The 13,602-nt window shown below is 63.0% G+C and carries 13 protein-coding genes; all 13 read left to right on the forward strand.

Features of this window, described 5'->3' with window-relative positions; all coding sequences use genetic code 11:
* Nucleotides 1-12 precede the first annotated feature (12 nt).
* A complete protein-coding gene (locus VCB98_RS09480; protein ID WP_346052009.1) occupies nt 13-1,716 on the forward strand; it encodes a serine hydrolase in 1,704 nt (567 codons plus the stop codon).
* 119 nt (nt 1,717-1,835) lie between these two features.
* On the forward strand, nt 1,836-2,156 hold the full coding sequence (gene cutA, locus VCB98_RS09485) for a divalent-cation tolerance protein CutA (protein ID WP_346052010.1): 321 nt from the start codon (nt 1,836-1,838) through the stop codon (nt 2,154-2,156).
* Nucleotides 2,153-4,012: a protein-disulfide reductase DsbD gene (dsbD, locus tag VCB98_RS09490; protein WP_346052011.1), complete on the forward strand. Its 1,860-nt coding sequence runs from the start codon at nt 2,153-2,155 to the stop codon at nt 4,010-4,012. Before cutA ends, dsbD begins: the two co-directional genes overlap by 4 nt.
* Nucleotides 4,009-4,575, forward strand: a complete 567-nt coding sequence (locus VCB98_RS09495) for a TlpA family protein disulfide reductase (protein ID WP_346052012.1) — start codon at nt 4,009-4,011, stop codon at nt 4,573-4,575. Before dsbD ends, VCB98_RS09495 begins: the two co-directional genes overlap by 4 nt.
* A 221-nt stretch (nt 4,576-4,796) precedes the next feature.
* Complete coding sequence (aroQ, locus tag VCB98_RS09500) at nt 4,797-5,240, forward strand: type II 3-dehydroquinate dehydratase (RefSeq protein ID WP_346052013.1); 444 nt, start codon at nt 4,797-4,799, stop codon at nt 5,238-5,240.
* A gap of 22 nt (nt 5,241-5,262) precedes the next feature.
* Nucleotides 5,263-5,733, forward strand: coding sequence for an acetyl-CoA carboxylase biotin carboxyl carrier protein (gene accB, locus VCB98_RS09505; RefSeq protein WP_346052014.1), 471 nt, complete (start codon nt 5,263-5,265; stop codon nt 5,731-5,733).
* Between the two features lie 72 nt (nt 5,734-5,805).
* On the forward strand, nt 5,806-7,152 hold the full coding sequence (accC, locus tag VCB98_RS09510; protein WP_346052015.1) for an acetyl-CoA carboxylase biotin carboxylase subunit: 1,347 nt from the start codon (nt 5,806-5,808) through the stop codon (nt 7,150-7,152).
* A 13-nt stretch (nt 7,153-7,165) separates the two neighbouring features.
* Nucleotides 7,166-8,047 (forward strand): 50S ribosomal protein L11 methyltransferase, encoded by an 882-nt coding sequence (gene prmA, locus VCB98_RS09515; RefSeq protein ID WP_346052016.1) that lies wholly within the window; start codon nt 7,166-7,168, stop codon nt 8,045-8,047.
* Between the two features lie 46 nt (nt 8,048-8,093).
* Nucleotides 8,094-8,963, forward strand: coding sequence for a zinc-ribbon and DUF3426 domain-containing protein (locus VCB98_RS09520; protein ID WP_346052017.1), 870 nt, complete (start codon nt 8,094-8,096; stop codon nt 8,961-8,963).
* A gap of 82 nt (nt 8,964-9,045) precedes the next feature.
* Nucleotides 9,046-10,056 carry a tRNA dihydrouridine synthase DusB gene (gene dusB, locus VCB98_RS09525; protein ID WP_346052018.1) on the forward strand — a complete coding sequence of 337 codons (1,011 nt, stop codon included), beginning with the start codon at nt 9,046-9,048 and terminating at the stop codon, nt 10,054-10,056.
* A complete protein-coding gene (gene fis / locus VCB98_RS09530) occupies nt 10,053-10,400 on the forward strand; it encodes a DNA-binding transcriptional regulator Fis (RefSeq protein ID WP_346052019.1) in 348 nt (115 codons plus the stop codon). The genes dusB and fis overlap by 4 nt, the downstream gene beginning before the upstream one ends.
* A 111-nt stretch (nt 10,401-10,511) precedes the next feature.
* A complete protein-coding gene (purH, locus tag VCB98_RS09535) occupies nt 10,512-12,077 on the forward strand; it encodes a bifunctional phosphoribosylaminoimidazolecarboxamide formyltransferase/IMP cyclohydrolase (RefSeq protein ID WP_346052023.1) in 1,566 nt (521 codons plus the stop codon).
* 171 nt (nt 12,078-12,248) lie between these two features.
* Nucleotides 12,249-13,538, forward strand: coding sequence for a phosphoribosylamine--glycine ligase (gene purD / locus VCB98_RS09540; protein ID WP_346052020.1), 1,290 nt, complete (start codon nt 12,249-12,251; stop codon nt 13,536-13,538).
* Nucleotides 13,539-13,602 lie beyond the last annotated feature (64 nt).

The following is a 13,602-nucleotide window of genomic DNA, read 5'->3' on the forward strand; positions in this document are numbered from 1 at the left end:
GAGCGGTTGGCAGTGTCCCCTGCCCGCCGTTTCGCGAATCCGTGGCTGTGGCTCTGTCTGCTGCTGGCCCCGGCTATCGCCCTGCTTCCCGGCCTGGCAACGGCCGAGCCGCCCCTGGTCAGCGACACGGTCCGGGCAGCCGCCGAGGAACGGGTGGAGGCGGGTCACTATCGCTCCATCCTGATCGGCGTGCGGGAAAATGGCCGGGAAAGCTGGAAGGCCTTTGGCGGCACCACGGAAAAGGGCACCGCCCCCACACCGGAAAGCGTCTACGAGATTGGATCGCTGACCAAGCCCTTCACCGCCGCCCTGCTGGCCGCCCATATCGCCGCGGGCGACCTGTCCCTGGACGATCCGGTTAATCGCCTGCTGCCCGATGACTCCCGCCTCGACCGCCGCCTCCGCGAAGAGGTTGCCCTGTGGCAACTGGCCACCCATGTCAGCGGCCTGCCCAACACACCGGACGATCTCGACCCCAATGATCCTCTCCGGATGTTTGAAAGCTACACCCCGGAGCGGCTGAATGCCTTCCTGGAGCAACATCCGCTGGCCGGTGAACCCGGCAAGCACTTCGCCTATTCCAACCTCGGCTACGCGCTGCTCGGACAACTATTGGCGGAATATGCAGACAGTGATTTCGCCACACAGGTGGAAGAGGCGCTGTTGGCACCGCTGGCACTGGACGAGATTGCCGCCCGACCGCGGGACCGCATACTCGATCAGCTGACGCCCGGCCACGATTACGACCTCAACAGCGCCCCGTCCTGGGAGTTGTCGGCGTTCAAGCCCGCCGCCGGCCTCAAGGCCAGTGCCCGGGATCTGCTGCGCTGGGTCGAACTGAATCGTGATCCCAGCGGCCCGCTGGCCGATGCCCTGGCACTGATCACCCGGCCACAAATGAATCTGGGGGACCATGGTTATGGCATGGGCCTGGGTTGGCAGCTTTTTGAGGACGATAGCCGGCAAATTTTCTGGCACAGCGGGCGAACTGCCGGCTACTCAGCCTTCGCGGCCTTTGACCGTGATCAGGAGCGCTCCGTGGTGGTGCTGTCGAATACCGGCACCAACCTTGAATCCCTGGGCTTCGCCACCCTGGAAGGCAATGGCGAGGGACTCCCCCCATTGCGCGAGGGACAACCGCTGGACCGAGACCTCGGTGCCCTCTACGTCGGCCGTTATCAGATGGCACCGGGTTTCGTCGTGACAGTCCGCCAGCGTGACGCGGACCTGTTCATTCGGGCCCCCGGCCGTCCCCCGCTTCGACTGTATTCCATCAATGGTCAGCGTTTTTTCACCCGGGGGGTGGATTCCGAAGTCCACTTCCTGGCCGGGGAAGATGGCGCCGTCGATCAGCTACGCATTGAAACCCCCAATGGGGCGGTCCAGCTTGGTCACCGGATGCATCGCACCGAGAGCAAGGCTTCACGGGAAGTCGCCCAGCGGCCCGCCGCGGAACTTCAGCGCTACGCCGGCATCTACCGGATTGGCGCGGACGAGGATATTCACATCCAGGCAGATCGGGACCGGCTCCTACTGAGCAGTGGCGATGGACCCAGCCGCCCGCTTTACCCGGCACCGGACGGTCGTTTTTTCCACCGAAACCAGCCCCTGGAGCTGGTCTTCTCCGAAACCGATGACGGCCAGGCGGGCAAGCGCCTGATCCTGTTCCGCAACGGCCACCGACTGGAAGCGGAAGCGCTCGCGAATCAGGACTGAGACGCAGTCTCGCCCTGCTGGGGGCGGCCCTGGCACAGTTCAGCCTGGCGCGTTATCCTCCCCGCCTGCATATGGACCGCAATCCGTCTGCATCCATTACCAGCAATCGGGACCGACCCATGTCAGAGCATTGCGTCATTTTCTGTACCTGCCCGGACGAGGACAGCGGCCGTCGGATCGCCGGCGCGCTGGTGGCGGAAAAGCTGGCCGCCTGTGCCAACCTCATTCCCGGCCTGACCTCGATCTACGAATGGAAGGGAAAGGTGGAGACGGACCCAGAATGCCTGCTGGTGATCAAGACCGCCAAGGACCGGCGGGAGGCCTTGATCCAGAGGATTCCCGAACTCCACCCCTATGAAGTCCCGGAAGTCATTGCCCTTCCCATCGAGGCCGGGCTGAACAGCTACCTGGATTGGCTAAGCGCCGAAACCCGCCCATGAAAAAAGCCCGTCTCACACACAGCTGGCGGGCTCTGCTCACCGCCTTAACCCTGATCCTGCTCTCCACGGGCTCTGCATTCAGTCAGGGTCTGGATGTCCCCGGCATGTCCGGCGGCGATTTCCTGCATCCGGACGAAGCCTTCGTGATGGCGGTCCACTCCCCTGACGAATCCACCTTGCAGGTGGAGTGGACGGTGGCCGAGGAATACTACCTCTATCAGCACCGCTTCGATTTCACCACCCCGACCGAGGGGCTGAGCCTGGGCGAGCCGATCTATCCCGAAGCGGAACTGATTGAAGACGAGTTTTTCGGCGAAAGTCTGGTCCACCGTGGCCGAGCGGTCATTGAGATTCCGGTGGAGGGCGGGGAACCCGGCCAGGAAGTGATGCTCAATGTCCGCTTCCAGGGCTGCGCCGATGCCGGCCTCTGCTATCCGCCAATGGATCGGGACAGCCCGGTGGTTCTGGCATCCGGCGGTGCTGGCCAGGATGCTGAGCAGCCCTCGGTAGAAGCGCCGACGGGCGCCTCCGACCAGGACCGCCTGGCCGGTCTGGTGGCCGACGGCCACCCGGCCCTGATCGCGCTGATCTTCTTCGGCTTCGGCCTGCTTTTGAGCTTCACCCCCTGCGTGCTGCCCATGGTGCCCATTCTCTCGAGCCTGATTCTTGGCCAGGGTGAACGGGTCAGCACCCGAAGGGCCTTCGGCCTCTCCCTGACCTACGTGCTGGCCATGGCCCTGACCTACACCACCGCCGGGGTTGCCGCAGGCCTGCTGGGCCATAACCTGCAAGCCGCCCTCCAGCATCCGGCGGTACTGGTAACTTTTGCCCTGGTGTTCGGTCTGCTCGCCCTGTCCATGTTCGGCTTCTATCAGTTGCAGGTTCCCCAGAGCCTCCAGAACGCCCTCTCCCGGCTCTCCAGTCGACAGCAGGCGGGCAACTACACCGGCGTCGGCGCCATGGGCTTTCTCTCCGCCTTGATCGTCGGGCCCTGTGTGGCCGCACCGCTGGCCGGTGCCCTGCTGGTCATTGGCCAGACCGGTGACGCCGTGCGCGGTGGCCTGGCCCTGTTCTCCATGTCCATGGGCATGGGCATCCTGCTCCTGGTAGTGGGCACCTCCGCCGGGCGCCTGATGCCCCGCACCGGCCCGTGGATGAATGCCGTGAAAATCGTCTTCGGCTTCCTGCTGCTGGCCGTGGGCGTGTGGATGCTGGAGCGGATCCTGCCCGCCGCTGCCGGCCTGTTGCTGTGGTCCGCACTGCTGGTCATGGCGGGGGTCTATCTGGGCGCACTGGATAACCTCAATGCCGCCGCCGGCGGTTGGCGCCGCTTCCGCAAGGGTGCCGGCCTGTTGATCCTGGCCTGGGGCATGGTCCTGCTGCTTGCCGCCGCACTGGGCGGCAAAGACCCCTTGCGACCCATGCAAGGCAGCCTGCTGACAGAACTGGGATCGGGCAGCGGGACCACCGCCCCCGCCTTTGCCATGATTGGCAGCCAGCCGGAACTGTCCAGCAATCTGGATGAGGAACGCAATCGCCCGCTGATGCTGGAGTTCTATGCCGACTGGTGCGTGGACTGTGTCCGCATGGAACGGCGAACCTTCACCGATCCGGACGTCCGCGATCGGCTGGAGCGCTTCGACCTGCTGAAGGCGGATGTCACCGACTACACGCAAGACCACCGGGAACTGCTCGAAGCCCACGAACTCTTCGGCCCCCCGGCCATCCTGTTCTTTGATCACCGGGGAGAGGAAATCCGCTCCCTGCGCCTGGTGGGCTTCATGGCACCAGGCGAATTTGACCGCCACCTGGCTCGGGTCCAGGAAGACTTCCAGGCAAGGATGAATTCGCAATGAGAGATACTGCCCTTCCCCTCCTGATTGGCCTGATGATTGGTGCCGGCATCCTTGGTTTCGGCGCCTACCACTGGTTCACCGCCGGCAATAACGAGGCGCCGCCCGAGGCGCCGCCCGAGCGCGGCCTGGCAGAAGAGTTGCCCAGCTTCTCCATGCCTGATCCCGAAGGCAATGAACGCCATGTCGACGAGTGGGAAGGCGATATCCTGGTGATCAATTTCTGGGGGACCTGGTGTGCGCCCTGTCGGGAAGAGGTACCACTACTGGTGGAGCTGCAGGAGAACTATGCCGACCAGGGGGTTACCGTGCTGGGCATTGCCCTGGACGAGGCGGAGCCGGTCATCCGCTTCGCCGAGGACTACGGCATCAATTACCCCCTGATGGTGGGGGAAAATGAAACCCTGGAAGTACTCGAGGCCTTCGGCAGCAGCACTCTCGGCCTGCCCCATACTTTCGTGGTGGACCGGAACGGGAAGATCGTGAACTTCCATCTGGGCCTGATCGTGGACGAAGATGTTCCGCCCCTGCTCGCCCCGGCCCTGGAAGGGCAGAACGCCGAGTGAGTCGGCACACAAGCGGATTGTTGACATAACGGGGCGATATGCCCCGAATGTCGGCGAATTGTCAAAATTTCCCGCCCACACCGTGGACAAGCCGTCCACGATGATCCACAATTGCCCGTTATCGAACCTGCCCGGATACGGTGCCGATCAGCGCCGAAAAGGATGCCATCCGGCCTTGATCAGGGAATGAATCGGGAATTCTGGGTAATGGAGCGCGTGTCTTGGCGAGCATTCTGGTTGTCAATGGCCCCAATCTCGACCGCCTCGGGCAGCGTGAGCCGTCGCACTACGGCCACAGCACCCTGGCGGAGATCGAGTCCCGCCTGCGACAACTGGCTGAGGATCTCGGCCACCAGCTGGACAGCTTTCAGAGCAACGCCGAACACGCCCTGATCGAGCGGATTCATCGGGCGGCCGACGCACAGATCGATGGCCTGATCCTCAATCCCGCCGCCTTTACCCACAGCAGCATCGCCCTGCGAGATGCCGTCCTCGCCAGCGCGCTGCCGATGGTGGAAGTCCATCTCAGCAATCCCTTTGCCCGTGAATCGTTCCGGCAGGTTTCCTATTTCTCCGACATCGCCATCGGAAGCATTTCCGGTCTCGGCGCCTTGGGCTATGAATGTGCCCTGCGGGCGCTGGACCAGCGTTTCCGATCATCCTGAACACAAGACCCTGGGAGCACCAATGGATATCAGAAAGGTCAAGCGCCTGATCGAACTGCTCGAGGAATCGGGCATCTCCGAGATCGAAATCACCGAAGGCGAGGAATCGGTCCGCATCAGTCGCCACCAGCCCAATGCCCAACCGCAATACTATGCCGCGCCTCCCGCCCCGGCTCCGGCGCCGCAGGCTGCCCAGCAGAGTCCGGCGCCCGCGGATGACGGTGCTGCCGCTGATGACGCCGGCGATGACATTCCGGCCGGTCACAAGGTGGAATCACCCATGGTGGGCACTTTCTATCGGGCCCCTTCCCCCACTTCCAAGCCCTTTGTGGAAGTGGGGCAGCAGGTCAAGGAAGGCGACACCATCTGCATTGTCGAAGCAATGAAAATGATGAACCAGATCGAAGCCGACAAGTCCGGCACCATCAAGGCGATCCTGGTGGAAAACGGCGAGCCGGTGGAGTACGGGCAGCCGCTGTTCGTGATTGGCTGATTAACCGCAACTGGGGGTACGTCCTAAGAACGGCCCACGGCCTGACACAGACTAGCGACAGGAAAAGACTCCATGCTGGACAAGGTTCTCATTGCCAACCGCGGTGAAATCGCCCTGCGCGTACTGCGCGCTTGCCGCGAGTTGGGCATCGAAGCCGTGGCGGTACATTCCACGGCAGATAGCGATCAAAAACATGTGCTGCTGGCCGATGAATCGGTCTGCATTGGCCCGCCGTCCTCGGCGGAAAGCTACCTCAGCATGCCGGCCATCATCAGCGCGGCGGAAGTCACCGACGCCAAGGCCATCCATCCCGGCTACGGTTTCCTTTCCGAGAATGCCGATTTCGCCGAGCGGGTGGAAAAGAGCGGGTTCGTTTTCATCGGCCCCAAGGCGGAAACGATCCGCCTGATGGGCGACAAGGTATCCGCCATTGAAGCCATGAAGGAGGCGGGAGTGCCCACCGTTCCCGGTTCCGGCGGCGCCCTGGGTGATGATGATCGGGAAAACCTGCGCATTGCCGCCGAGATTGGTTACCCGGTCCTGATCAAGGCTGCCGGTGGCGGCGGCGGTCGTGGCATGCGGGTGGTGCATGAAGAGCAAGACCTCATCGAGGCCATCAACACCACCAAGAACGAAGCCAAGGCCGCTTTCAGCAACGACATGGTCTACATGGAGAAGTACCTGCAGCGACCACGGCACGTGGAATTCCAGGTACTGGCTGACGGCCAGGGCAACGCCATTCACCTGGGTGAGCGTGATTGCTCCATGCAACGGCGTCACCAGAAGGTCATCGAGGAAGCCCCGGCCCCCGGGATCAGCGAGGAAGAACGCCAGCGCATGGGTGATCGTTGCGTCCAGGCCTGCCTGGAAATTGGCTATCGCGGTGCCGGCACCTTCGAATTCCTCTATGAAGACGGCAACTTCTACTTCATTGAGATGAACACCCGGGTCCAGGTGGAGCATCCGGTGACCGAAATGGTGACCGGCGTGGACATCGTCAAGGAACAGCTGCTCATCGCTGGCGGTGAAAAGCTGTCCTACAAGCAGTCCGACATCAAGATCCAGGGCCATGCGGTGGAATGCCGGATCAATGCCGAGGACCCGAGAAGCTTCGCGCCTTCCCCCGGTCGCATCCTCAACTGGCATGCTCCCGGCGGCCCGGGCATCCGAGTGGATTCCCACATCTACAACGGCTACACCGTGCCGCCCTATTACGACTCCCTGATCGGCAAGCTGCTGGCCCATGGCGAGACCCGGGAATCGGCACTGCGCCGCATGCGCCAGGCCCTGACCGAGATCGTGGTGGAAGGCATTCGCACCAATGTGGCCCTGCACCAGGACCTGGTAACGGACAGCAACTTCCAGGCCGGCGGTACCGATATCCACTACCTGCACAAGAAGCTGGACAACCAGGCATGAGCCCCGCTGCTTCATGAACTGGCTCAAACTGATCGTCGGCACGGCGGAATTGCCGGCGGAACAGGTAGAGGAAATCCTGGAAGAGCTGGGTGCCCAGGCCGTCATGCTGGAAGACGCCGGCGACGAACCCCTGCTGGAACCCGGCGTGGGTGAAACCCCGCTCTGGCAGCAGACCCTGGTTTCGGGTCTGTTCCCCGCCGAGCGGGGTGGCCAGACACTGGGCGAGGCCCTGCTTGCGGCATGGCCCGGCAATGAACAGCCAAACTGGGAAGTCGAAGTGCTGGAGGACCGGGACTGGAGCCTGGTCTGGTCCCAGCATGCCCGGCCGCAGCGCATCCGTGATGATTTCTGGATCAGCCCCGGCGAACAGGAATCAGACATCCCCGATACCGCCACCGTGGTGCGCATCCCGCCCGGCCTGGCCTTTGGAACCGGCACCCATCCCACGACTGCCATGTGCCTGGCCTGGCTGGCCGATACCGTGGGTGACGGAGACCGGGTGATGGATTATGGCAGTGGCTCCGGGATTCTGGCGGTGAGTGCCGCCCGCCTGGGCGCGACGGAGATCATTGCCGTGGACAACGACCCGCAGGCACTTCAGGCCACGCTGGAAAATGCCCGCGCCAACGGCGTCGCCGACAGGCTCAGCGTTCATGATCCGGAAAGCTGTCCAGCGCTCAAGGTGGACCTGGTGGTAGCCAACATCCTGGCCAACCCGCTGATTGAGCTGGCACCGAGACTAGCGGGCCTGCTGCCGTCCGGCGGTCGGATCGCCCTGACCGGCATTCTGCAGGAACAGGCCGAGGACGTCGCCGCGGCCTATCGCCCAGACTTTCCCGACCTGGAATTCGAACGCCAGGAAGAATGGGTCCTGCTCCACGGCCGAAAAGCGTAGACTTGGACGACGAAGACCGCGATTCCCAGGAAGCTAAGGCCGGCTGATGTTCACCCAGTGCCCCCAATGTGGAAGTTATTTTCGGGTACGCACCGACCACCTTCGGGCGGCCGAGGGTGAAGTACGCTGTTCACTGTGTACCACCACTTTCAATGCCCTCAGCCGCTTGCAGCATGACCTGCCGGATGGGGAAACCGAGGCCACGGAGAAACCGGCCCAGGCCACTGCCCCCGAAACCCAGGATCTGTTTGAAAGCAGCGGCAACGACCTTGAAACGGATACTCCGGCCCGTGACGACGCCGGCGACATCGAAGACAAGCAAGAGCCTGCCGTCGAGGAAACACTTCCCGACTGGATGGCGCCCGAGGAAAGCAGCCCTCAAGCCCCCGGTCGCCCACTGCTGTGGACCTTCGGCTGCGTAACGCTACTCCTGCTGCTGGGAATGCAGATGATCCACCTGGAACGGGACTACTGGAGTGAACACGGAATCCTTGGTGACCCCGTCTCCGCAGCCTATGAGGCCATCGGCCAGCCAGTGACGGTCCCCCGGGACCTGGCTGCCCTGGAGATCCATCGCGCCGACATCGCCGGCAGCAGCGACCGCCCGGGTGTGCTGCGACTCACCGCGGTGGTGGAGAACACCAGTGACGAAGCACAACCCTTGCCGGCGATCTATGTTCGCCTGGAGGACCACTGGGGAATGAGTCGCGGTCAGGGCTTCTTCCAGCCCGAGCAATGGGTCCATGGAACCGAGGTGGAAGACACCATCGCGGCTGGCGCGAGACTGGCTTTGCGGTTGGAACTGCTGGACCCGGGAGACGATGCGGTGGGCTTTCACCTGGAAGCCTGCTGGGAGGAAGACGGGGCCTATCTCTGTCGCCACCAGCGGGGCGGTGCCGCCAGCTATCGGCACTGACAGGGGCGCTCGAAAACGCTAGAATCCCCCCCTTCCCCTCACCGCAAGCCGGCATGACTGCATGCCCTGAGGACTTGACCCCATGCTGCGCATTGGCCCGGTCCAAATGCCCAACAATGTTGCGCTGGCGCCCATGGCGGGGGTCACCGACCGGCCCTTCCGTCAGCTCTGCAAACGGCTGGGGGCAGGCTTTGCGCCATCAGAGATGGTCACCGCCGACCCCAGCCTGCGTAGCAGCCGCAAGACTCGCCAGCGGATGAATCATGACGGCGAGGGGGCACCCATCATTGTCCAGATTGCCGGCGCCGATCCCGAGCAACTGGCCGAAGCGGCCCGCTTCAATGTGGACCAGGGTGCACAGATCATCGACATCAACATGGGCTGCCCGGCCAAGAAGGTCTGCAACCGCATGGCAGGCTCCGCCCTGCTGGCCGACGAAGCACTGGTGGGCCGAATTCTGGAAGCCGTGTCGACCGCCGTCTCGGTGCCGGTGACCCTGAAAACCCGCACAGGGCCAGCCCCATCCAATCGCAATGCCCTTCGCATTGCGCAGATTGCGGAGCAATCAGGGATTCAGGCACTGGCTCTGCATGGCCGCACGCGAGTGGATATGTATCGCGGAGAGGCGGAGTTCGAAACCGTTCGCGCGGTCAAGGCTGCGGTTTCGATTCCGATCATCGCCAATGGGGATATCGACTCTCCCGAGCGAGCTCAAGAAGTACTGGACTTTACTGGCGCAGACGGCATCATGATAGGTCGCGCTGCCCAGGGGCGCCCCTGGATCTTCCGCGAAATCGTGCACTATCTGGAAACGGGCAGAAAGCTGCCTCCGCCCGACACGGAAGAGATCCGCGCAATCATGCTGGAACATCTGGAAAACCTTTACCGGTTTTACGGTGAATTCACGGGTGTACGCATCGCACGCAAGCATTTGGGCTGGTATTCCAGAACCCGGCCCGACGGGGAAAGCTGGAGAAAGCAAGTGGTTCGTCTGTCATCGGCAAGGGAACAGCTGGCGCTGACTGAAGCCTGGCTGGCCGGTGGACACTGGCAATCCGCTGGTGAACAAGCAAGGGAGGTAGTCGCCGCATGAGCATTCGAGGACTGGCCGTCAAGGAAGCCCCGGATCATTCGATCGACGGGCTGACTGGCCATGGGGGCAACAGCGAAGGTAAAGCAGTGTTGAATGGTAGCCGGGAGAATAAATCAGCTCCCCTCTGTCAAGCGATTGATCAGGCTCTGGAACGCTATTTCCAGGACCTTGACGGGACCGCGCCCAACGATCTCTATGCCATGGTGATGCAGCAGGTGGAACAGCCGCTCTTGCGGCGTGTCCTCAGCTACACCGATGGCAACCAGTCGCGGGCTGCCGAGATACTGGGCATCAACCGGACGACTCTGCGCAAGAAGCTTCGAACCCACGGGCTGATCGACTGAATCGACGACAGCCGCAAGCCTGACCGCCAACCGACCCGCCCTGGCGTGGGTCCCGGTGGTTTGTGTCAATCACAGCGCCCGTCCCCGGGCCATCAGCAACAGACCATGAACATGCAAAGCATAAAGCGGGCACTCATTAGCGTTTCCGACAAGTCCGGCGTGGCCGATCTGGCCAGAACCCTGCACAGTCACGGTGTTGAACTGCTTTCCACTGGTGGCACTGCCGCCATGTTGCGCGAAGAAGGCCTGCCTGTGACCGATGTGGCCGAGGTCACCGGCTTTCCGGAAATCATGGGTGGCCGAGTCAAGACCCTGCATCCCAAGATCCACGGCGCCCTGCTCGGCCGACGGGATCAGGATGAAGCGGTGATGGCCGAGCACGGCATTGAAGCCATCGACCTGCTGGTGGTGAACCTCTATCCCTTCGAGCGAACCGTGGCCAAGCCCGACTGCAGCCTCGAAGAGGCCATCGAGAACATTGATATCGGCGGTCCGGCCATGATTCGCGCCGCCGCCAAGAACCATGATCGAGTAACCGTGGTAGTAAACCCCGGTGATTACGATGCCCTCAGCCGGGAGCTTGACGCGCAGCAGGGAACGGTCAGCGCCGAGACCCGATTCCGTCTGGCCATCCAGGCCTATGGCTACACCGCGCGTTATGACACCGCCGTGACGGCCGCACTTGAACGCTTTGAGCAGGGTGATCGCGCCCCGGTCTTTCCCAATCAGTACGCGGCAAGCTTTCGCAAGCGTGCCGATATGCGCTACGGCGAAAACCCCCACCAGGCCGCTGCTTTCTATGCCGACCTTCGCGCCCCGGCCGGCACCATCACCACGGCCGTGCAGCACCAGGGCAAACCCCTGTCCTACAACAATGTAGCCGATGCCGACGCTGCCCTTGAATGCGTCAAGAGCTTCGAGCAACCCGCCTGTGTCATCGTCAAGCATGGCAATCCCTGTGGCGTGGCCGAGGGTCAGGATCTGGTCGCGGCTTACGACGCCGCCTTCGCCACCGATTCCACCTCCGCCTTCGGCGGCATCATTGCCTTCAACCGGGAAGTGGACGGGCCCACCGCTCAGGCCATCGTTGACCGCCAGTTCCTGGAAGTCATCATTGCCCCCAGCTTCCAGGCCGATGCTCTTGAAGCCCTGTCCGGCAAGAAGAATGTCCGGGTAATGGCCTGCGGCCAATGGCCGGAAGCACCACTTCGCCAGCACGACTATCGCCGTGTGGCCGGCGGCCTGCTGGTCCAGGATCGTGATGTGGACATTGTCAGCCCGGATCAGCTTCAGTTCCCCACCCGTCGCCAGCCCGAGGCGGCTGAGCTTGAAAAGCTGATGTTCGCCTGGAAGGTGGCCCGCTTCGTCAAGTCCAATGCCATCGTCTACGCAGGCGAGGGACGCACCCTGGGCATTGGTGCCGGCCAGATGAGCCGGGTGGACAGTGCCCGAATCGCCGCCATCAAGGCCGAACAGGCCGGGCTGTCACTGACCGGCGCCGCCATGGCTTCTGATGCCTTCTTCCCCTTCCGCGACGGTATCGACGCCGCCGCAGAGCGCGGCGTCAAGGCAGTCATCCAGCCGGGCGGCTCCCGCCGTGACGATGAAGTCATCGCCGCAGCCGACGAGCACGGCATCGCCATGGTCTTCACCGGCATGCGGCATTTCCGGCATTGAGTTTTGAGCTACGAGCTTCGAGCAACGGACGGTGAGCAGGCACGGCTAGCTCGTGGCTCGTAGCTCGTAGCTCGTAGCTCGTAGCTCGTAGCTCGTAGCTCGTAGCTCGTAGCCGGATGATAGAATCCGAAAACCGTGAATTAACCCCCAAGTTCTCCGAAGGCAAGAATCATGAAAATACTCGTCGTTGGTGGTGGTGGCCGGGAACATGCCCTGGCCTGGAAGCTGGCTCATTCCGCCGAGGTGGATCAGGTTTTCGTCGCACCGGGCAATGCCGGCACCGCAAGGGAACCCCGAATCAGCAATCTGCCACTGCAGGCGACCGATATCGACGGGCTGCTGGAGTTTGCCCTGCGCGAATCCATCGAGCTGACCGTCGTGGGTCCGGAAGCACCGCTGGTGGAAGGGATTGTTGATCGTTTCCGCGAGAATCATCTGCGCTGCTTTGGCCCCAACCGGGGCGCGGCCCAGCTGGAAGGCTCCAAGGCCTTTTCCAAGCGCTTCATGGCCCGCCACGGCATCCCCACCGCCGCCTACGACAGTTTCACCGACCCCAGGCAGGCCGAAGCCTGGATCCGTGAGCGTGGCGCCCCCATCGTGGTCAAGGCCGATGGCCTCGCCGCCGGCAAGGGCGTTGTGGTTGCCCAGACCGTGGAAGAAGCGGTTGCCGCCGTCCACGACATGCTGGAAGGCAATGCCTTTGGCGATGCAGGCCACCGGGTAGTGGTTGAAGAGTTTCTGGAAGGCGAGGAAGCCTCCTTCATCGTCATGGCCGACGGCGAACATATTCTGCCCCTGGCCACCTCCCAGGATCACAAGGCCCGGGACGATGGTGACACCGGCCCCAACACCGGTGGCATGGGTGCGGTCTCCCCGGCCCCCCTGGTGACGCCCGAAATCGAGCAGCGGATCATGGACGAGGTTATCCGCCCCACCGTGTCGGGCATGGCCCAGGACGGCAATCCCTATACCGGCTTTCTCTATGCCGGCCTGATGATTGCCTCGGATGGCAGCCCCAAGGTGCTGGAGTTCAATTGCCGCTTTGGCGATCCCGAGACCCAGCCCATTCTCATGCGTCTGCGCTCGGATCTGGCCAAACTGTGCCTGGAAGCCCTGGACCGTGACCTGGCCGATGTCGAGGCCCGTTGGGACGATCGCGCCGCCGTGGGCGTTGTCATGGCCGCGGGCGGTTATCCCGGCGAGTATCGCAAGGGCGATGTGATCAAGGGTCTACCCCAGCAGGAAGATGGAATGGAAAAGGTTTTCCATGCCGGCACCGCCGACAAGGACGGCCGAGTGGTTACCGCCGGTGGTCGCGTTCTCTGTGCCACCGCTCTGGGTGACACCATTGCCGATGCCCGCGACCGAGCCTATGCCCTGGCGGACAAGATTGAGTGGGATGATGTCTATTACCGCCGGGATATCGGGCATCGGGCGATTGCCCATGAGAGGCAGGGTTGAAGTGCTGAGTGCTGAGTGCGAGAGGCTAGCTGCTGGTCGGCTGTGGGAGCGGCTTTAGCCGCGA

This window comes from Natronospira elongata (assembly GCF_034931365.1).
Classification (GTDB): Bacteria; Pseudomonadota; Gammaproteobacteria; order Natronospirales; family Natronospiraceae; genus Natronospira; species Natronospira elongata.